Raw genomic sequence first — 19162 nt, 5'->3', positions numbered from 1 at the left:
GCCTCCTTCCTATTTCCTATTTTATAAGGAGGAAATGAGAAATTGATGAGAAAAGACCCATTTATTTCTGAAAAAGAATGGTCATGGCTGTCCCTTCGCCGATACGGCTGTCTACCTTCAGCTCGGCCCCATGTTCTTCTGCAATTTGCTTCGCAATTGAAAGACCAAGACCGGTTCCGCCTGTCTCGCTGTTTCTCGCTTCATCCACACGGAAAAAGCGGTCAAAGATTTTCGGCAGATCCTCTTCTTTTATACCGATTCCTTGATCAATCACTGAAATAAATGGCTTGTCTCCTGACCATCCGCAGGTCACATCAACTGGCTCTCTACTATATTTGACCGCATTATCAATTAAGATGGTCAAAAGCTGTTTGATTTTCTCTTCGTCTCCTTCTGCGATCAGCGGCTGATCTGCCTGCACATGAAATTGAATCGTTCGATTGGTGGCCACTTCAAGTGTATGACATAGCTGCTTGCACAAATGACCAAGATCAACCGGCTTCATATCCAAGTATAACGGCTGACCGTTTTTCGCCAATGTCAGTAATTGATCTGTCAGTCTTTTCATTTTTTTCCCTTCATCATGAATCGCTTGGGAAGATTCTTCTACAACCTCTGGACGTGTTTGCCCCCAGCGTTTTAGTAAATTGCTGTAGCTCATAATGACGGTAATCGGAGTCTTTAATTCATGAGAGGCATCATGCAAAAATTGCTGTTCTTTTTCATAATGCTTCTCGAGAATCTCGGACATTTCATTAAAGGTTTGTCCCATTTGATATAGTTCATCCTTTGAATCGCCTGTTAATTCAATTCGTTTAAACGCCTTCTCTTTCATACTTGCCTTCATGGTACTCGTTATTCTGCTAATCGGCCGGACAATTTGCTTTGTTAACACGTGGCCTGCAAAATAGGAAAGCACAATAAACAAAACGCCGGTTGTGATTAAAATCATTTTTAATAACGCTAAGTTCTCTTCCGTATTTTCGATTTCTTCATATACTTGAAGCGACATAATCTCACCATTTGTCCAAATGACCGGAATAGCAGCGAACGCAACCATATGCTTATTGTATTCTTTGATTTCAGCCGTCTGGCCAGATTCGTATGTAAAAGGCAGTGAGCTAAACGTTGATTCCTTTGTGACAGTCAGTTTTGACTCTCCCGATTCTGTCACGACACGGATCATGCCATTTTGAGGCAGGTACGCCTTCAGTAGCTCCGAGGACGGAAGACCCTCTTCCTCTGATTTTTTTAAAGCAATGGCAATATTTTCAGCCACCTCAGACAAACGGGACATATCTTTTTGCGTCAAGGTCATCGAAAAAATAAAATAAATGGCTGTATGAAACAAGAGCACCATTAAAAACAAAGACAACGACGTATAAAGCTGAATCTTATTTTTTAATCTCATTCTTTATCCTTTCATCACATAACCCACACCTCTCACTGTGTGAATCAGCTGTTTTTCGAATGGGTAATCGATTTTTTTCCTTAAATAACGGATATAGACATCAACCACGTTTGTATCACCAAAATAATCAAAACCCCAAACCGCTGTTAAAAGCTGATCTCTTGTGAGCACTTGCTGCTGATGGTTCAGTAAGTGGACAAGCAGATCATATTCTCTCGGCGTGAGTTCAAGCATTTGCCCAGCCCTTTGTATTTCTCTTGTTTTCTCGTTGACCGTTAAATCTGCTATGCTCAGCTCTGTCTCCTTTTCTTCTTGTGCATGTATATTCAGTCTTAGCTGCGCGCGAATTCGTGCTAATAATTCTTCTATGTCAAAAGGTTTTGTTATATAATCATTCGCCCCAAGATCGAGCCCGCTTACCTTGTCAGGGACACTCCCCCTTGCTGTAATCAAAATAATAGGTGTCGCTGTATTTGTCTTTCGAACCCTTCTCAGCACTTCAAGACCACTTAACTCTGGAAGCATGACGTCAAGCAGCACCAAATCGAAGCTGTCTTCTTCAAGAGCCTGAAGCCGGCCATTCCTGTCTCTTTGACTGTCACCTCATATCCTTCATATTCAAGTTCAAGTGACAGCACCCTTGCGATTTTCTTTTCATCTTCGACTACGAGTATCTTCCCTTTGTTCATCTCTATCTCTCCTATCTGAAAGGCAAGCTTGTCTTTCCATTATTATATGTTGCCTTTCTCATTTGGAACAGTCACAATCTTCACATCTATTTTTTCATAAAAGAAGAAATATATTGAATGAAGTTGTTTTTTAACACAGTAACCGCACATCAATTGAAAGGAAAATAAAACGGCTAACCACTCAAAAAAAGACCTCATCTTGAGGCCTGTTTACTTTTTTATAGGTCTGCTGACAAAGAGCTGATCTACTGAAGTTCCTAAAACAAAAGCTATGTCAAAAGCTAATTGCAAAGTGGGGTCATATTTATCATTTTCGATCGCATTAATGGTTTGTCTCGACACCTTACAAAGTTTAGCTAATTCTTCTTGAGACAATTTATTAGATTTTCTTAGCTCTCTAATATGATTCTGCATTTAATCACCATATTTTTTTCTGTAAATGAGGAATGTGAATACATATATTATTGAAACCACAGACAGGAACGCGATAGGTGAAATCCCAATACCCTGATTTGAGTTCCCTTGAATCGTTAGAAAAATATTTTGTGCGACTTCTAATAAAAGCATACCGAAAACCACAATAAACGCATAAGATTGAGCTTTCGAGTAAATAAATCTCTTTCGTTCATCACCCTTTTGAATCATCGAAGTGATCAAAATGAACAATCCGATCAATAATATTATAACTGAATAGACAACCTTTACGTAATCCAATCTTTAGTCCCCTTTCAAATAAAATGTCAAATAGTCTTTACATTTATAATCATAGCATTAGTCCCTTAAATGTCAAATACTTTTTACATTTCTTATTCTTTATAAAGTTATCATTGAAAAGCAATAATCTGCTCTCATGGTTTATCTATTTTCTTCTCTTCTTTCATCTATTGATTCTTTTTCAATCTGCCTATTTTAGTTCTATTCACCCATTTTCATCTGTACAGGTGCAACCTCACTATGCAGCATTTCCTTCTTTTTCATATGATATCAAGAGTTTTCTTCAAAAGGTGAGCTCTTTCGTCAATAAGTGAGGAGAACTGCACTTTTGATAATAGATTAATTATTTGAAAAATTATTACAATTGACCCTTTCCGATCAAAAGTTTCTTTTATACAATAACATTACGCAGCCTGAATCTACTTTGAAAACAAAATAAGGAGGGCTTTCTTATGAAAGGTGAAATTCGCTTAATTCCGTATGAAGTAAAAGCCAATGTGATGGAAGCGAAAGAGACGCCGGAAAGTATTCAGGAGATTAAAGCACCCGAACTTTGGTCAAGTGGCTTCAAAGGAAAAGGCATAACCATTGCTGTCCTTGATACAGGCTGTGACACAGAGCATCCCGACTTAAAAGATCAGATTATCGGAGGAAAGAACTTTACCGATGATGACGATGGAGATGCTGAAAATGTCAAAGACTACAATGGGCATGGTACCCATGTAGCAGGAACGATTGCCGCAACAGATCAAAATGGCGGAATTTTAGGGGTTGCCCCTGAAGCCAAGCTGCTCATCGTGAAAGTTCTTGGCGGTGAAAATGGCAGCGGAAAATACGAATGGATCATTGATGGCATCAACTATGCTGCAGAGCAGAAGGTTGATATTATCTCCATGTCTCTCGGTGGTCCAAGCAATGAGCCAGCCCTGCAGGAAGCCATTCAAAATGCGGTGAAAAGCGGTGTGCTTGTTGTGTGCGCAGCAGGAAATGAAGGGGACGGGGACGAGCGTACGGAAGAGTTCTCCTACCCAGCAGCATACAATGAAGTCATTGCCGTCGGTTCTGTTTCCCTTGCTAGAGAATCCTCTGAATTTTCTAATGCCAATAAAGAAATCGACCTCGTCGCTCCAGGAGAAGACATTTTATCCACTCTCCCTAACCATAAATATGGCAGACTCACAGGGACTTCAATGGCTGCCCCTCACGTAAGCGGTGCACTAGCCATTATCAAAAATGCCGAAGAAGAAGCGTTCCAGCGCAAGCTGACAGAGCCTGAGATCTATGCTCAGCTTGTCAGAAGAACCCTTCCATTAAAACAGTCGAAAGCCCTTGTAGGGAATGGATTTTTATATTTAACTGCGCCTGATGTCCTTTTAGAAAAAACATTGGAAGCAGATCTTTTATCTCTATAGCTTAAATAGAGGTCCTGAGAAAAGTAAGAATTTTCTCAGAGTATTTTTTAATTAAAATTATTCAAAATTTACTTTGACGAAATGAAGTGAACGTTATATAATCGAACACAATAAATTCATAGTTTGAGAGTCGGTAATTCGATTACACGTCGAATTTTAATTGGGAAGACCGGTGAAAATCCGGCGCGGTCCCGCCACTGTGAGTGAGGAGAGCTTTTCTCAGTAATCCACTGTCATTAAGATGGGAAGGATGAAAAGCTTGCAGATTCACCAGCCAGGATACCAGCCGCTCTATCACATCAAACCCCCTACGGTTGATAGGAGATGTCGGAAAAGCGTCAGTGATACTCACGCCTTATTTCGCACACACATTTTGTCTTTTAAACCAGACATTTACCTCATCAATCTTGATCATGAGCGTAAATGTCTTTTTATATTTAGAGGAGGAATTGGAATTGACAATTGTTAAAACAAGTAATCTAGGCTTTCCGCGAATTGGTTTAAACAGAGAATGGAAAAAAGCACTTGAGTCTTACTGGAAAGGTCAAACAGACCGCGAAACCCTCTTAGGCACACTGGATGAACAATTTTTAACTGCCATTAAAACACAAATCGATCAACAAATTGATGTTGTACCTTCTGGAGACTTTACCTTCTATGATCACGTACTGGATACTGCTGTTATGTTCAATTGGATTCCAGAGCGCTTCCGCAGCTTAAAAGACCCGCTAGATACATACTTCGCGATGGCAAGAGGAACAAAAGATGCCGTCTCAAGTGAAATGACAAAATGGTTTAATACAAACTATCACTACATCGTTCCAGAATACGAAAAAAGCACAGAATTTAAACTCACACACAACAAACCGCTTGAAGCTTACGAAAAGGTGAAAAAGGCATTTGGTGTTGAAACAAAACCGGTTGTACTCGGTCTTTATACATTTGTCTCACTTTCTAAAGGTTATGAAGCAAATGAAGTGAAAGAAATCCACCAGCGTCTAGTGCCGCTTTATACGCAGCTTTTAAAAGAACTTGAAGAAGCCGGCGTCAAATGGGTTCAAATTGATGAACCTGCACTTGTCACAGCTTCAAGTGAAGACGTAAAATCCGTAAAAGAAATTTATCAAACGATCAAAGAAGCCGTACCTGGCTTGAACATTCTTCTTCAAACCTACTTTGATTCAGTAGATGCGTATGAAGAGCTTGTCACATATCCTGTTGAAGCAATCGGTCTTGATTTTGTCCATGATCAAGGGCGCAACCTGGATCAAGTGAAAAAGCACGGCTTCCCGAAAGATAAAATTTTAGCAGCTGGCATCATTGATGGAAGAAATATTTGGAGATCAGATCTTGGGGAAAGATTATCCTTTATTTCTGAAGTCATTGCTGAGGCTCAGCCGAAAGAAGTGTGGCTGCAGCCATCAAGCAGCTTACTGCATGTACCAGTTGCCAAACACCCAAGTGAACAGCTTGAAGAAAAACTATTAAACGGACTATCTTATGCCACTGAAAAGCTGGCTGAATTGACATTATTAAAAGAAGGTTTAACAAAAGGAGCAGCTGCCATTGATGCCGACATTAACGAAGCAGCACAAGCACTTCTTACCTTAAAAGAGTTCGCAAAAGGAACAAATGCGGATCTCACAGCGGAACGCAACAATCTTTCATCGAAAGATTTTAAACGTCCAGTTGCCTTTGAAGAACGCCTGCGTATCCAAAACGAATCTCTTGAGCTCCCGCTTCTTCCAACCACAACGATTGGCAGCTTCCCGCAGTCTGCCGAAGTGCGCAGTGCTCGTCAAAAGTGGCGCAAAAATGAGTGGACAGATGCAGAGTATGATGAATTTATTAAGAAAGAAACAAAACGATGGATTGATATTCAAGAAGAAATTGGCCTGGATGTGCTCGTACATGGAGAATTTGAACGGACAGACATGGTTGAATACTTCGGTGAAAAGCTAGCCGGATTTGCCTTTACAAAATTTGCTTGGGTACAATCCTATGGATCACGCTGCGTGAAACCGCCAATCATTTATGGAGATGTAGAGTTTACAGAGCCAATGACAGTGAAAGAGACAGTTTACGCACAAAGTTTAACAGAGAAAAAAGTTAAAGGAATGCTGACAGGACCTGTTACCATCTTAAACTGGTCTTTCCCAAGAACGGATATCTCTCGAAAAGACATTGCTTTCCAAATCGCTTTCGCTTTGCGTAAAGAGGTAGAAGCTTTAGAGGCAGCTGGTATTCAAGTGATCCAAGTGGATGAGCCTGCGCTAAGAGAAGGACTTCCGCTCAAAGAAAGTGATTGGGCAGAATATTTAAACTGGGCAGCAGAGTCATTCCGTTTATCCACATCATCCGTTCAAAATGACACACAAATTCATACACATATGTGCTACAGTAACTTCGAGGATATTGTCGATACGATCGAAGACTTGGATGCTGACGTGATTACAATTGAACATTCACGCAGTCATGGCGGATTCCTCGATTACTTAGAAAAGCACCCATATTTGAAAGGACTTGGACTAGGCGTTTATGACATCCATAGCCCGCGCGTTCCATCTGTTGAAGAAATGAGCGAAATCATTGATGATGCGCTAAACGTTTGTCCAACAGATCGTTTCTGGGTGAATCCGGATTGTGGGCTAAAAACTAGACAAGAGCCTGAAACCATTGCTGCTTTGAAAAACATGGTCACAGCTGCTGAAGTCGCTCGTAAAAAGCTGGCGCAGCACGCATAATTGAATGCCTCTCCCCTGCTGAACGTGGCAGGGGTTTTTTATGTGCAAATTGGCCTGTTCGATCTTCTACTATGAAGATTTCTTTTCTAGCATGATTCGTTTATACTAGAGAAGTCAGTCGAACAAAGGGAGGAAGACAATGAATCACGAAGATTTTTTACAACGCGCAATTGATCTTGCAGTAGAAGGAGTCAATAGTGGAACTGGCGGCCCTTTTGGAGCAGTCATTGTCAAGGATGGTCAGATTATTGCAGAGGGAAGCAACAATGTGACAACGAGTAATGACCCTACCGCACATGCAGAAGTCACAGCCATTCGAAATGCATGCCAAACTCTACATACATACCAATTAGAAGATTGCACTCTATACACAAGCTGCGAGCCTTGTCCGATGTGCCTTGGCGCTATTTACTGGGCTAGACCAAAAGCGGTGTATTTTGCTGCTGGACATCAGGATGCAGCGGATGCTGGTTTTGATGACTCGTTTATTTATGAAGAAATCAACAAAGAATACGAATCAAGAAATATACCATTTTACAAGCTGACACCTCAAAAAACCCTTGCGCCATTTGAAGCATGGAAAGCATACGATAAAAAGAAAGAATATTAAAAAAAGACACCTGCTCGTAAGCAGGTGTTGCGAATTGTTGACAAAGGGCTAAAATGGTTTTTATTTTAGCCCTTTGTCTTCTATTCAGCGTGATAGAAAACCTTTGAAGTCTAGGAAGGGCGAGCACCGGAGCGGAGCGAATTCGACATTCATGAGCACCGGAGCGCAGACCTGACAAAGAATGCGAGGGTTTGTCTACACGCTGAGACACCTGCTCGTAAGCAGGTGTCTTCTACTATTACTCCGCCACTTCAAGCTCTACTTCAATGTTCCCTCTTGTTGCTTTTGAATATGGACAGAATTCATGTGCAGCATGGACAAGCTCTTTCACTTTGTCATGATCATGACCTTTCGCAGACACAATCAGCTTTACGCCAAGCTTAAAGCCGCCGTCGCTTTCATCTTTTAAAAGACTGACATGTCCTTCTACTTCCGATTCAATTTCTATCCCTTGCTTCTTGGCTACCTGTTCAAGTGCTCCTCCGAAACAAGCTGCATAGCCTGCTGCAAATAATTGCTCTGGGTTTGTACCAGTCTCTCCATCTTTCTTTGCGTTAGGCATGACTATGTTATGATCGAGCACACCATCTTCTGAACGAACATGTCCAGCTCTTCCATGCTGCGCCTTTACTTTTGCTGTGAATAATGGTTTCATCTTCATCTCCTCCTTTATCTATTGATCCTTTTCACGTTCTATTCATTTCTCAAACATTTATCGCACATTGAAGAATTTTTCATTTTTCGTCTGTATTTATTTTAAAAAGGAAGAAAATCTTATACAATGATAAGTATGACAAAAAATAGTTGGTGACTGACATGACAAATGAATTTGAACATATGAAGCTGGAAAATCAGCTTTGTTTCTTGTTATATGCAAGTTCACGAGAGATGACGAAGCAGTATAAACCGTTATTAGAAGAATTAAACATTACGTATCCGCAATATTTGGCACTGCTTTTATTGTGGGAGCATGGAACATTAAATGTGAAAACGATGGGAGAACTTCTCTATTTAGACTCCGGTACACTCACACCCATGCTGAAACGAATGGAGCAAAACGGACTCATTATCCGAGAACGCTCGAAAGAGGATGAACGGTCTGTGCAAATTCGTTTAACGGAATATGGAGAACAGCTAAAAGAAAAGGCTACTGCAATTCCGTCTCACATGCTGACTGGGACAGGCAGATCAGAAGAAGAGCTAAAAATACTGCGCGCCTCTTTACATGAGCTTTTGCAAAATTTAACACAACCAAAAGGCTGAGGGAACGATCCCCTCAGCCTTTTATTGATGTCTAATTATTGTGCGACAGCTACTAGTTCTACTTCGATATTTCCTTGAGTTGCTTTTGAATATGGACATACACCGTGTGCTTTATGAACAAGTTCTTCTAATGCTGACTGCTCAATGCCAGTTCCCTTTACTTCTAATTGAACGCCTAGTTTGAAGCCGCCATCTGAACTGTCTTTTAATAAGCTGACATGTGCTGTTACTTCACTTTCAAAACGGATACGCTCTTGTCTTGCTACCATTTGAAGGGCAGAATCAAAACATGCAGAGTAGCCTGCTGCGAATAATTGCTCTGGATTTGTTGCTTTTTCAAGTTTTTTTGCTCTTGGTGTTCCAGGCATTGCTACATCATGCTCTAGTACACCATCTGTTGAAACAACCTTTCCTTCTCTTCCTCCGACAGCTGATACCGTTGCTGTAAATAAAACGTCTGACATGAATATAACCCTCTTTCTCTCCAATAATATTTTCTACAATTGAATTGTACACAATTTAAATTGCGGAGTCAATCAATAAATACTCTTTTTTAAGTTTTCCTCCCTGAACCCTTTTTATGAGCATGTCCCAAAATTGTTAGACATAAAAAAAAGCCCTTTAACAAGGGCTTTTAGATCGTGTCATGCTGTGGATTCGGTTGTTCTAGCGTATGGTTTCTGTTATCTGGATCGGCATTTGCTGCTGCCAGCCACAATGCCATGATGGTGATGCTTGTACAGACGACTGCCCATTTTTTAAAATTCATATAAACAATCCCCTCTCTGAATATAGATTCGAGCATGTTCCGCTTCCCCATAGAACATGGAAGATTTTTCATAATCCCCCATTTCATTATAATACTTTGCGGTATCTAATGCCAGCTCCTCTATATCAGGATATGCATAGGCAGACTCTAAAAAATGGAAAATTCGTTTCATATGCTCCGCATCTTGTCTTAAATACAAAGCTTCTAGAAATATGGTTTTCTGAATATGAATGTCATCTTGAAGAGCTTCTGCTCGCTTCATACATTCTTCTCTGTAGTGTAATGCTTCTTCGTGTTTTCCTTGTTTGTATAATATCTGAGCGGCTGTATAAAGAGGGTCTATAGATCGACGAAGATGATCGGATTGATTTTGATCAAATAACGAGATGGATTCTTTCATTAATTCGAGTGCGCGGTCCAAGTCTCCCATTCGGTAATAACTGTTGCCCATATTAAATAAAGAGGAGGCAATAAAACGCACATTCTGAAACTCTCTTGATCTCGCAAGTGCTCTTTCGAGATGTGGTAATGCTTTTTCATGCCTTCTCATATCATCGTAGTTACCGGCCACAATAAATTGACACTGAATGGTGCGAAGCGCATACAGTTCATGCTGAACATAAACATCCAGCGCTAGTTTAGCATGGTGCATCGAGATATGTGTTTGTTTCATGTGGTAATATATTTCTGACATTTTAAAATGAAATTCCGCACGTTCAATATCATCTGATACAAAAGAAAGCTTGTGCTCTGCCTTTTGATAAGACGATATGGCAGCAATATACTCCCTCCGTCCGAATTCATACATGCCTCTGAAAAAATGATAGTAGTATTCAAGCATGCCTGTGACATGCGTTTGATGCTCATCTATTTCTTTCGAAAGCTCGGAAAAGTTGGCGCGAAGCTTTCCTTCCTTTAATGGCTTTAAATAATCGAGCATGACCTCATGCCGAAATTCCATTAAAGAAAAATAGAGAAGCAAATTCTGATCTTCTTCCATTGAATCAAGAGAGGTGCGAATTTCCTGTTTTAACTGTTCTGCTTGTTCTGAATCAAATCTGCGGATTAATTCATACCACTTGTTGATTTTCACTCCAATATCCGAAGAGGGAATGATTTTCGCCATACGTTGCCTTCTCCAATCTTCTCAAAATATAAAACATTACCATATTTTATCATACTTGACCGGAGAAATACAAAAATGAAAGGAAAAAGAGAGCCTGTTGTCATAAGACTCTCTTTTGAATTCGTTATTCTCTTATTTGTCCTTGTCCACGAATGACAAATTTTTCAGACGTTAAGGCTGGCAGACCCATTGGCCCTCTTGCATGAAGTTTTTGTGTACTAATACCTATTTCCGCTCCATAACCAAATTCAAATCCATCTGTGAAACGAGTAGAAGCATTATGATAAACAGCGGCTGCATCGACAGCTGTTAAGAAAAGGGCTGCATGTTCATCATTTTCTGTAATGATCGCTTCAGAGTGCTTAGAGCTATATGTTTGAATATGCTGAATCGCTTCTTCTAAGTTTTTTACTATTTTAATGCTGACAATCGGTGCTAAAAACTCCGTTGCATAGTCCTCAGTTGTCGCTAATGCAGCACTAGGAGCAAGCGCGCAAACGGCTTCATCACCGCGTATTTCTACCCCATTTGATTGAAGGGCTTCAAATAACGAAGCACCGTAGGTTTTTGCCCAAGTTTCATGAATGACAATGCTCTCAATCGCATTACAAACAGATGGTCTTTGGGTTTTGGCATTCAGCACAATCCGCTCAGCCATTTCGTTTTTCGCTGTTTCATCAATGTAGATATGACAATTTCCTGCACCTGTCTCAAGCACCGGCACAGTTGACTCTCTCACTACAAGATCAATTAAATTCTTCCCGCCGCGCGGAATGAGGACATCGAGGTATTCATTTAAGGTGAACAGTGTTTTCGCCGTTTCACGGCCAGTATCTTCAATCAATTGCACACTGTCTACTGGAATATCCGTCGTATGAAGCGCTTCATGAATCACCTTTACAATCGCTTTATTACTATGAATAGCAGATGAGCTTCCGCGCAGAATCACAGCATTCCCAGTTTTCAAGCAAAGGGTCGCAGCATCGACTGTCACATTTGGTCTTGCTTCATAAATCATGCCAACCGTTCCAAGCGGTACACGGACCTTTTCGATGAATAGACCGTTTTCTTTTTGAATGGTTTCTAACGTTTCACCAATTGGGTCTTTTAGCTGAATGAGTTGAAAGGTCGCGTCTGCAATGGCTTCAATTCTCTCTTCCGTGAGTGTGATCCGGTCAATGACAGATGGCGTGAACTGCTTTTCCACAGCCGCTTGGACATCCTTTTGGTTCTCCTCTATTAAATAAGCTGAAGATGCTTTTAGTGCACTCGCAATGGCGTGCAGGGCAGCATTTTTTTGTTCCGTCGTTTTTAGAAGCAGCTGATCTTTAGCTACACTTGCTTTTTTTGCTTTTTCAAGAACTTCATTCATCGTATTCCCTCCTCAGTTTTGTACATGCTGTACCCAGTGATCTCGGTGTATGACCTCAGGCTTCTCTTTTGAAAGCTCGTCACTTCGCATTCCTTTAATGCCGAGAAGCTCATCGGATGCGTACAAGGTTTGTCCCTTACCAACTAATCCGTTTGGCCCGACGACTTCTACAACCTCTCCTTTAGAAAAGTCACCAGCGACATCAATGACTCCTGCCGGAAGAAGGCTTCTGCCATTATGCAAAATCGCCGCTTCCGCTCCTGCATCAATCATGATCTTTCCAGAGACCGGTGAGTGGAATTGAATCCATTGACGGCGGTTGTTCACGGCTGATAAATCCTGTTCACCGATATACGTTCCGTCACCTTGACCCGCAAGAATGCGAAGCAGTTTGTCTCCCCCAGTGCCTGTGCCAATGAAGACTTTCACACCAAGTGAAAGTGCCGTTTGTGCAGCAGACAGCTTCGATTTCATTCCGCCTGTGCCAACCTTTGAACCAGTGCTCTTTGCATATGAAAACAATTCTTCTGAAATGTGAGTCAGGACATCAAACCGCTTCGCCTCAGGATGCTCATTTGGATTTGCATCATAAATGCCATTGATGTCTGTTAATATGATCAATTGGTCTGCATGGATTAATCCACTGACAAGAGCTGACAGCATGTCATTATCCCCAAAGGTAAGCTCCTCGATGGAAACTGAATCATTTTCGTTTATGATCGGCAAAATCTTTCTTTCCAGCAGCTCCATCATCGTTGCGTAAGCATTTCGATATCTTGTTCGATCTGAAAAGTCATTACGTGTTAAAAGCATTTGAGCAGGTGTCATCTGAAACTGTGAAAAAAGCTCTGTATATTTTTGCATTAACAAGCCCTGACCAACGGCAGCGGCTGCCTGTTTCCCCTTTAAGGTCACAGGTCTTGATGGATAGCCTAGGCTTCCAAATCCTGCCGCAACGGCTCCTGATGAAATTAAAATGATTTCATGCCCTGCTTCTTTGAGCTTTGCTATGGCTCTTACATGATCCTGCATCTTTTGTTCATCAATGGCTCCTTTTTGCTCTGTTAATGAACTGCTGCCAATTTTTATGACGATCCTTTGCTTTTTCATCCTTGATTCCCTCCGCTATACCTTTAGGCACAAAAAAATCCCTTTTTCTCCTTATGTAAAGGACGAAAAGGGATTTTCCGTGGTACCACCTTCATTGAATAAGCATGCGACATGCTTATTCCACTCAACTCCTGTAACGCCAGGCACGCGCTTAGATTTTTCCTCTAAGGCTCAAAGGGCAGGTTCAGCAGCTGTCTGCGGCAAATGTTTCAGCATATCATTTGCTCTCTTTACGCATCAGTTCCTGCTTACTATTCCTTTTCAACGCTCGTTAATTTTTTTATATTATCACCAATTGCTAAAGAAAAGTCAAGCGGTCAATTAAAGACAATCGTTTTATTCTCATGAACAATAATTCGATCTTCCAAGTGCCATTTGACAGCACGTGCAAGCACACTGCGCTCAATTGTCCGGCCAATATTTTTTAGAGCTTCCGCATCATCCCGGTGATCTACACGCTCAATATCTTGTTCAATGATCGGTCCTTCGTCTAAATCATTGGTCACATAATGAGAAGTCGCACCAATTAATTTGACTCCCCGCTCATATGCCCGCTTGTATGGGTTTGCACCAATAAACGCTGGCAGGAAGGAATGATGAATATTAATGATTTTATTCGGATGCTCTTCAATAAATTTAGGCGTTAAAATTTGCATGTATCGAGCAAGCACAACGGCATCAATGTCGTACTTTTCTAATAGAGCAAGCTGCTGTTTTTCTGCCTCTTGACGAATGTCTTTATTCGCCTTCACAAAATGGAATGGGATGCCGAGTGCTTCGACCGTATCCTTTGCCGTTTCATGATTGCTGATCACAACTGCGATTTCAGCCATTAAATTTCCGCTTTGCCATTCCCATAGAAGTTCATTTAAACAATGAAGCTCTTTCGATACAAAGATCGCCAGCTTTTTCAGATCACTTGCACGTGACATGCTCCATGTCATTTGAAATGATGCGGCAATTGGCTCAAAGCTATTTTTCAACTGATCTAAGTTGGCCGAAATGTCTTTCCAATCAAATTCAATTCTTAAAAAGAACCGGCCGCTTTCATGATCTGTTGTATATTGGCTGGATTCAATGATGTTCGCTCCGTGCTCAAATAAAAAGGAAGAAACAGCTGATACAATACCAGGCTGATCCGGGCAGCTGACAAGCAGTCTGCCTTTTTGGTCGTGCTTTTGTCTGTGTAATTCAAGTTTCTCTGTAATCAATGTTCTCATGTATCATGACCTCATTTACGTTTTCATTCTAATGAAATATTATACTGGACTGGAAAGAGAAAAAGCAATGAAGAGTCAATTTTTTATTGAATATTCATTCAATTCTGCACCTAGCGTGATATAATGTGAGTAGACCTTTTATCACAAAAGGAGTGATGGAGATGAAAAGCATGACTTTGTTTGGTAAAGTGAGCTTTTGGCTCGGCATCGTATGTCTGATCACAGGTATTTATCTATTTATGACCGGTGAGAGACTCATTCCTTTGCTCACATTTGGTGTCTGTTTTCTGCTTGTGAGTCAGCTTTACCGAAAAAATGAAAACGATTCCAATCATCATTCGATGTAATAAAAAAGGCTGGCAGACAGATGCCAGCCCTTTTCTTATTCAATAATCTTTAACCCGACCGCCGCAGATAAAATCAATGCGATAAAGAAAATACGTTTTGCGTCTTTCGACTCACCATAAAACAGCATGCCGACAATGGCTCCTCCAGCAGCTCCAATACCTGTCCAAATGGCGTACGCCGTTCCCATCGGAATTGTATTCATCGCAAGAGAGAGCATGAGAAAGGACAGCGAAAATCCAGCTGCAATAAATAAAATCCATTTGACATGCCGGTCTTTCTGGAATTGATTCATCATGGTGACACAAAGCATTTCTAAAATGCCTGCCCCAATGAGTAAAAGCCAGCTCATGATTCAGTCTCTCCTTTCTTTTCTCCTGTTGTCAGTTTGAGCCCTAATACACCGCTTAAAAGCACCATGATTAAAAGTAATTTCACTAGCTGTACCGGCTCCCCCATGACCATACCTACTATGACAGTACCTGCTGTCCCAAGTCCGGTAAAAACGGCATAAAGTGTGCCAACTGGCAGTACAGTCGTAGCTCTCAGGAGTAAATAAAAGCTGACGACAATACAAACGATGGTTGCGGCCCATTCCAATAAAGAGTCAGCATATTTCAATCCCATCACCCAGCCGACTTCAAAGATCGCCGCAATCAAGACATTTCCCCATTTCATTAGATCCCTTCCTTTCTGAACGATTCCAACCAACAAAAAAAAGCCTGGAAATCGATCGTTTGATCAAATCTCCCGGGCTTTTATCCCTCCGTGTCATACGGTCTATTGTCTAGACCCTATGTGTTTTCTCTCGGTCCAGACTGCGCCACCCGCACGGAACCCTAGAAAACCAATTCATGATAAGCAGATCTGACTTAGAGCAGATTCTGTGTCAAAATTGTATCACACCCCTAAATACTGGTCTATCACTTTGCTTTCCTCTGCCAAATATACTTGTTCATTTTTCGAAAGAATTTTTATGGGACCGCCGTATACTAAGTGTTAGAAACAGGTTAACTGATCAAGAAGATTTACGGGCTGTTTCGCGTGCTGCGGACTGAAGGGAAATGAGCATATATGACAATCCATTTATTTTTTATCACATTGACGATCAAGCGTAAATACAAGGACATGGAGACCGTACTTTACGAACAAGAAGTTGAAGCATTTTATGAAGAAATGAAACAGAAGCAGCTAAAGTATATGAACTAAAACAGGAGGAGATCGACATATTTATCATGCTTTCATACGAGAAAGAAGATTCATTCCGCCTTCCTTAAAGCGCGGGTACGGGTACGGCAACGATCACATCGCTGATATAATGAAATAAGATTGATGTGATGAACGTTCAACTTTAAAATACTGAAAAACATTTTATAGAAAATCAAGAGGTGGATTCATATGATGATGACCGATGAACAAAAACATGAATTTTATCAAGCACTTGTTGACAAGAATCCGCAATATGACGGCACATTCTTTGCCTGTATTAAGACAACCGGCATCTTCTGTCATGCCACATGTACGGCCAGAAAGCCCAAATATGAAAACTGTGAGTTTTTCTTTACAGCGGAGGAGGCACTGCTGGCAGGGTATCGCCCATGCAAACGCTGCACACCATTAACATACCCTAACAGTATTCCTGAAGAAGTCAAAACACTCGTTTCAGCAGTAGAAAAAAATCCTGAGAAACGCTGGAAGGAAGAGGACTTCCGTCAATTAGGGATTCACTCTGCCACAGCTCGAAGAAAGTTTAAAGACATTTACGGCATGACCTTTGTTCAATATGCAAGATCACGCCGAATGGGACTTGCCTTTAAAGAAATTTTGAACGGAAAAAAAGTAATCGATCAGCAGGTCACCTTCGGCTATGAATCTTCAAGCGCCTTCAATGATGCATTTACGAAAATCATGGGAAATCCCCCTAAAAAAGCGCAGATTCACATTCTCTATGCTAATTTTATTTCCACACCGATCGGGCGGATGATCAGCGTGACAGATGCCACACATGTGTATTTACTGGAGTTTATGGACAGGCGGGGGCTCGAAAAAGAAATTGAAACATTAAGAAAGAAGCATCATGCCCGTATTTTAGTTGGAGAGACAAACGTCCATCAGCAATTAGCAAAGGAATTGGCCTTATATTTTGAGAAAAAGCTCACTCAGTTTACTGTACCCCTTTCCTTACATGGCACCCCTTTTCAAATGAAGGTGTGGGAGCAGCTCTCACTCATTCCATCAGGCGAAACGAGATCCTATCGTGATCTAGCCACAATACTGGGCGATCCGCATTTGGTTCGTGCCGTTGGTAATGCAAATGGTGCGAATCAATTGGCGATTATCATTCCTTGTCACCGCGTGATTCAAACAAGTGGTGAGCTTGGAGGCTACGGCGGGGGAATTGAACGGAAGAAATATTTGCTTCAGTTAGAACAGCGCGGATAAAAAAACGGCTCTGCTTATTCAGTAAGCGAGCCATTTTCTCCGTCACGGGTGATGCTGTATACATCAATGATTTGGTCCCATTTTGAAATGGTTTTTTCTTTTTTCATGCCCATTTTTAAAGCAACCTTCACCGACGCTTCATTCTCAGGACGTATTAGGCTGATCATCCGTCTGACCTTCATTTCTTCAAATCCATAGGTGAGACAGCCTTTTGCAGCCTCCGCAGCATAACCATTCCCCCACGCCGCTTTCTTTAGCATATACCCGATCTCAAGCTCTGTTTGCCCTTCAATGTTTTGCAGGACAATTCCGCTTTGTCCAAGTCGTTCATTTGTTTCTTTATCTTCAATGATCCATAGCGAGGTGTGGTACGTGCGGTCATTTTTTTGATTCCATGCAATCCACTCTTTTGTCTGCTGTTCATCCTTCAAAGAAGGATAATACTTCATCACTTCTTCGTCTTGAAACAGCTCGTCATATAAAAATGACGCATCATGTTCATTCATCGTTCTCAGTTTCAGGCGCTCTGTTTCAAATACTGTTCTTGTTTGAATTGTCATTGATGATCCTCCCTTTTTTTACTTGCTAAAAATATCTCCGAACAACCCATTTGAATCTGGGGCAAAGTAATGGAAGCCCGCACCGGTTAAACTTGCAGCCAGCGCTGTCCACATCATTAAGCTGACGGTCATCCACACCGCGACTTGCTTTCTTTTCGTTCCAAAGCTCATGCACATCAAGGCCGCTAAATGACTGCCGATGATAAAAGGACCAATGAGCGCTAATCCAGGCAGACCATATCGTTCCCAAATTTTTCTCGCCCGCAGCTGCTTTTTCTCTCCTTTTTCATCACCTTTCTCTTCTTTTCTCTTTAACCACCATGCTTTAAACCGGTCCACAAACAAAATGAGAAACAAGACTGTGAGAAAGTTGCCGATAAATCCAATCACAGCCGTTGTCACAGGATGCAGCCCACTTAAGATTGCGAATGGAACGACTCCAATCACTTCAAAAAAAGGCAAAGCAGCCAATACAAAAACGAGTACATACCCCCATACGATATCCAAAAACAGAACCCCTTTTCATTTTTGTCCTCTCCCCATTGTAATGAAAAACACAATTCCATTTCTACATTTTTTTAGAAAAAGAAAAGCACATCGGATCGGATGTGCTCAGTTTACATTCGTATTTTCATTTTTCTTATTTGCCCGGCGCAGGACAACGAGCATAAGTCCTATTAAAATCACAATAGACAGCAGGCTTTGCAGTAAAATCACACTTGGTGACGTCCAGCCAATCCATTCGAATATGAGCTGCGGTCCGAAAAAGATGAGCGGAATCAATGAAACGACATTCGCCTTTAAGATCGCATTGAATACAACGATACATAGCAGCATAAGCAGAATGACGCCCCATCTTTGTCCTGAAGTAAGTACAAGTAATGGCGTGCCAAGTTTTTGATCCAAAAGTTTGATTGTCACCATTGCTGTCAGCTGAAAAATTCCTAATAACCAAAAGTAGAGAAATACCCGGCTGCTTGTTTGAAAGGCGGTCGCTCTAAACATCACAATGATCATGATCACATTGGCCACTAAAACGATTGGATATCCAATCAAAGCAAACCAAGAATACGATAAATTTTGGCTGATTGCATCTGATAAAATCATGTAAAAAAGTGACCCAATCAAAAATGCACTGACAAACGGCACCCAGTCTTTATGATTTCCTGACAGCTCTTTTGAGAGTTCATCTGCATAGCTCCGTGGATCTCCGCCGAACACATCCTCTCCTGTTTTGCCGTCTTTTTCAGCCTCAACTGCATGTGTGGTCAGTTCGTCCATCAGCTCATCAATCTCATCCTGATTTTTTCCCTTTGATATGAGATAAAGTTGCAGCTCTAGTAGAATGTGTCGTGTTTCTTTTGATACCATAATC

Annotated in this window: 21 protein-coding genes, 1 pseudogene, 2 riboswitches and 1 other annotated feature; of the genes and pseudogenes, 7 read left to right on the top strand and 15 right to left on the bottom strand. The window is 41.2% G+C overall.

What is annotated here, in order from left to right; all coding sequences use genetic code 11:
- Positions 1–61: 61 nt before the first annotated feature.
- From AOQ70_RS13960 to AOQ70_RS13950, 3 genes and pseudogenes are all read right to left on the bottom strand, one after another.
- Entirely contained in the window at positions 62–1411 is a 1350-nt protein-coding gene (locus tag AOQ70_RS13960; RefSeq protein WP_059376900.1) for an ATP-binding protein, read from the bottom strand.
- A 3-nt stretch (positions 1412–1414) separates the two neighbouring features.
- Positions 1415–2100, bottom strand: a pseudogene (locus AOQ70_RS13955) (response regulator transcription factor).
- A gap of 210 nt (positions 2101–2310) precedes the next feature.
- On the bottom strand, positions 2311–2514 hold the full coding sequence (locus AOQ70_RS13950) for a helix-turn-helix transcriptional regulator (RefSeq protein WP_039178022.1): 204 nt from the start codon (positions 2512–2514) through the stop codon (positions 2311–2313).
- A gap of 752 nt (positions 2515–3266) precedes the next feature.
- Here AOQ70_RS13950 and AOQ70_RS13940 point away from each other — a divergent pair.
- The 3 genes from AOQ70_RS13940 (at position 3267) to AOQ70_RS13930 (ending at position 7580) form a co-directional block, all read left to right on the top strand.
- Entirely contained in the window at positions 3267–4226 is a 960-nt protein-coding gene (locus AOQ70_RS13940; protein WP_039178019.1) for a S8 family peptidase, read from the top strand.
- 113 nt (positions 4227–4339) lie between these two features.
- Positions 4340–4531: riboswitch (cobalamin riboswitch) on the top strand.
- A 150-nt stretch (positions 4532–4681) separates the two neighbouring features.
- Positions 4682–6970 (top strand): 5-methyltetrahydropteroyltriglutamate--homocysteine S-methyltransferase, encoded by a 2289-nt coding sequence (gene metE, locus AOQ70_RS13935; protein ID WP_059376899.1) that lies wholly within the window; start codon positions 4682–4684, stop codon positions 6968–6970.
- Positions 6971–7109: 139 nt separating this feature from the next.
- The gene (locus AOQ70_RS13930) at positions 7110–7580 is read left to right on the top strand and encodes a nucleoside deaminase (protein WP_058838958.1); all 471 of its coding nucleotides are present in this window, start codon (positions 7110–7112) and stop codon (positions 7578–7580) included.
- A 238-nt stretch (positions 7581–7818) separates the two neighbouring features.
- Here AOQ70_RS13930 and AOQ70_RS13925 read toward each other — a convergent pair whose 3' ends face one another.
- Positions 7819–8235, bottom strand: a complete 417-nt coding sequence (locus AOQ70_RS13925; protein WP_034281509.1) for an organic hydroperoxide resistance protein — start codon at positions 8233–8235, stop codon at positions 7819–7821.
- Positions 8236–8396: 161 nt separating this feature from the next.
- On the opposite strand from AOQ70_RS13925, the gene AOQ70_RS13920 reads away from it, so the two are divergent.
- Positions 8397–8843 carry a MarR family winged helix-turn-helix transcriptional regulator gene (locus AOQ70_RS13920; RefSeq protein ID WP_039178012.1) on the top strand — a complete coding sequence of 149 codons (447 nt, stop codon included), beginning with the start codon at positions 8397–8399 and terminating at the stop codon, positions 8841–8843.
- A 35-nt stretch (positions 8844–8878) separates the two neighbouring features.
- On the opposite strand, the gene AOQ70_RS13915 is transcribed toward AOQ70_RS13920, so the two are convergent.
- The 6 genes from AOQ70_RS13915 to purU form a co-directional block, all read right to left on the bottom strand.
- Positions 8879–9307 carry an organic hydroperoxide resistance protein gene (locus AOQ70_RS13915; RefSeq protein ID WP_024424643.1) on the bottom strand — a complete coding sequence of 143 codons (429 nt, stop codon included), beginning with the start codon at positions 9305–9307 and terminating at the stop codon, positions 8879–8881.
- Between the two features lie 170 nt (positions 9308–9477).
- Entirely contained in the window at positions 9478–9612 is a 135-nt protein-coding gene (locus AOQ70_RS13910; protein WP_024424642.1) for a hypothetical protein, read from the bottom strand.
- Positions 9602–10738: a Rap family tetratricopeptide repeat protein gene (locus AOQ70_RS13905; protein WP_039178008.1), complete on the bottom strand. Its 1137-nt coding sequence runs from the start codon at positions 10736–10738 to the stop codon at positions 9602–9604. The genes AOQ70_RS13910 and AOQ70_RS13905 overlap by 11 nt, the downstream gene beginning before the upstream one ends.
- 124 nt (positions 10739–10862) lie before the next feature.
- The gene (locus tag AOQ70_RS13900) at positions 10863–12110 is read right to left on the bottom strand and encodes a glutamate-5-semialdehyde dehydrogenase (RefSeq protein WP_059376897.1); all 1248 of its coding nucleotides are present in this window, start codon (positions 12108–12110) and stop codon (positions 10863–10865) included.
- A 12-nt stretch (positions 12111–12122) separates the two neighbouring features.
- The gene (gene proB / locus AOQ70_RS13895; RefSeq protein WP_059376894.1) at positions 12123–13220 is read right to left on the bottom strand and encodes a glutamate 5-kinase; all 1098 of its coding nucleotides are present in this window, start codon (positions 13218–13220) and stop codon (positions 12123–12125) included.
- Positions 13221–13275: 55 nt separating this feature from the next.
- Positions 13276–13494, bottom strand: a binding site (T-box leader).
- Between the two features lie 43 nt (positions 13495–13537).
- Entirely contained in the window at positions 13538–14440 is a 903-nt protein-coding gene (gene purU / locus AOQ70_RS13890) for a formyltetrahydrofolate deformylase (RefSeq protein WP_059376891.1), read from the bottom strand.
- Between the two features lie 161 nt (positions 14441–14601).
- Here purU and AOQ70_RS13885 point away from each other — a divergent pair, with 161 nt between their 5' ends.
- On the top strand, positions 14602–14787 hold the full coding sequence (locus AOQ70_RS13885) for a hypothetical protein (RefSeq protein WP_024719622.1): 186 nt from the start codon (positions 14602–14604) through the stop codon (positions 14785–14787).
- A gap of 35 nt (positions 14788–14822) precedes the next feature.
- On the opposite strand, the gene AOQ70_RS13880 is transcribed toward AOQ70_RS13885, so the two are convergent.
- Both AOQ70_RS13880 and AOQ70_RS13875 read right to left on the bottom strand, forming a co-directional pair.
- Positions 14823–15137 (bottom strand): DMT family transporter, encoded by a 315-nt coding sequence (locus AOQ70_RS13880; RefSeq protein WP_024424636.1) that lies wholly within the window; start codon positions 15135–15137, stop codon positions 14823–14825.
- The gene (locus AOQ70_RS13875) at positions 15134–15463 is read right to left on the bottom strand and encodes a DMT family transporter (RefSeq protein ID WP_059376890.1); all 330 of its coding nucleotides are present in this window, start codon (positions 15461–15463) and stop codon (positions 15134–15136) included. The genes AOQ70_RS13880 and AOQ70_RS13875 overlap by 4 nt, the downstream gene beginning before the upstream one ends.
- Before the next feature lie 67 nt (positions 15464–15530).
- A riboswitch (guanidine-I (ykkC/yxkD leader) is annotated at positions 15531–15639 on the bottom strand.
- A gap of 220 nt (positions 15640–15859) precedes the next feature.
- On the opposite strand from AOQ70_RS13875, the gene AOQ70_RS19365 reads away from it, so the two are divergent.
- Positions 15860–15994 (top strand): YrzI family small protein, encoded by a 135-nt coding sequence (locus tag AOQ70_RS19365; RefSeq protein WP_080652936.1) that lies wholly within the window; start codon positions 15860–15862, stop codon positions 15992–15994.
- A gap of 189 nt (positions 15995–16183) precedes the next feature.
- Positions 16184–17227 (top strand): bifunctional transcriptional activator/DNA repair enzyme AdaA, encoded by a 1044-nt coding sequence (locus AOQ70_RS13870; RefSeq protein ID WP_059376888.1) that lies wholly within the window; start codon positions 16184–16186, stop codon positions 17225–17227.
- A gap of 14 nt (positions 17228–17241) precedes the next feature.
- Here the strand turns inward: AOQ70_RS13870 and AOQ70_RS13865 are convergent, their stop codons facing one another.
- From AOQ70_RS13865 to AOQ70_RS13855, 3 genes are all read right to left on the bottom strand, one after another.
- The gene (locus tag AOQ70_RS13865) at positions 17242–17787 is read right to left on the bottom strand and encodes a GNAT family N-acetyltransferase (RefSeq protein ID WP_059376885.1); all 546 of its coding nucleotides are present in this window, start codon (positions 17785–17787) and stop codon (positions 17242–17244) included.
- 18 nt (positions 17788–17805) lie between these two features.
- Positions 17806–18294, bottom strand: coding sequence for a small multi-drug export protein (locus AOQ70_RS13860; protein ID WP_059376883.1), 489 nt, complete (start codon positions 18292–18294; stop codon positions 17806–17808).
- Positions 18295–18399: 105 nt separating this feature from the next.
- The gene (locus tag AOQ70_RS13855) at positions 18400–19158 is read right to left on the bottom strand and encodes an HAAS domain-containing protein (protein ID WP_059376880.1); all 759 of its coding nucleotides are present in this window, start codon (positions 19156–19158) and stop codon (positions 18400–18402) included.
- Positions 19159–19162: the final 4 nt, after the last annotated feature.

Origin of the sequence: Bacillus sp. AM 13(2015) (genome assembly GCF_001518755.1) — a bacterium.
In the GTDB taxonomy this organism is placed as follows: domain Bacteria; phylum Bacillota; class Bacilli; order Bacillales; family Bacillaceae; genus Bacillus; species Bacillus safensis.
This window is presented reverse-complemented; position numbering and strand designations above follow the sequence as displayed.